The sequence below is a fragment of the Vibrio sp. Vb1574 genome (assembly GCF_033338675.1).
In genome coordinates this window covers 1-1006 of sequence record NZ_JAWOTC010000502.1, presented here as the reverse complement: position 1 = coordinate 1006, position 1006 = coordinate 1, and the positions used below count along the sequence as shown (strand labels likewise).

Annotated in this window: 1 protein-coding gene; it reads left to right on the top strand. The window is 48.7% G+C overall.

Translation table 11 applies throughout. The annotated features are described in order from the left end of the window. A partial coding sequence (locus tag R7O12_RS27180) for a glycoside hydrolase domain-containing protein (protein WP_318127161.1) occupies nucleotides 1-1006 on the top strand: 1006 nt, incomplete at both ends.

The window sequence follows — 1006 nt, the reverse complement described above, 5'->3', positions numbered from 1 at the left end:
TTAACACTGGCTTCAAAATTAACTGGGACTACACATCAGATTCTTACTTGAAATGGGACAAAGACAATAACCGTCTAGAAGGTCACCGTTTCTCAGATGGCTGGGCACCAAGCCAAAAAGAATTCTTCGTGATGGAATTCGACCAACCAATCAAAAACGTTCGCTTTGCTTACTATGATAAAGAGCAAGGTCGTTACATGGACGTGCCAGAAGGCATTACGGAAATCGGTAACGAGACACGCGGCAAGTACCAATACGCGCGCGCTTACGTTGAGTTCGACACATCAAAAGACGGCTTAACGGTTGAAGCGAAATTGGCGCTATCAAACGTTGAGATCGGCGAGAACGGCAAATCAGGTGCTTCTCTTAACATGACAGAAGTTGCTGGCATGAACTTCGACCAAGTACGCGAAGCGGCAACGAAGAAATGGGAAGACGAACTCGGCAAGATCCAAGTCTCTGGCGACGAAGATTACAAACAGACGTTCTACACCGCGATGTACCACTCGTACCTAGGTCAAACTATTCACTCTGACTTAGATGGTCGCTACCGCCAAGTTCACCAAGGTCGCAACGCTTACCCAGATGGCAACACACCTTGGGGCGACAAGATCGATACGCTGAAAGAGTCGATCCGCACAGCCGATGCTAACAAAGATGGCAAAGCAGACTTCACGCGCTACGACACTTTCTCGTTGTGGGATACCTACCGCGCAGTTCAACCGCTGTCTTCGATTCTTGAGCCTGACCGCCTAGCCGACGTGGTGCTGTCTATGTTGTCTTACGCCGAAGAAGAATGGGTGGATGACAAAGGCAACGTGCGCAAAGGTCGTCTGCCTGAGTGGACATTCAAAGGCAACGAAACCGGCATGATGATGGGCATGCACTCAACGCCTGTGATTCATGATGTGTTGTCTAAAGGCTCACTAGAAAAACGCATGATCGATCTTGGCTTCACAGAAGCAGAGCGCAAAGACGTTAAAGAACGTTTAGTTGAAGCGATGAT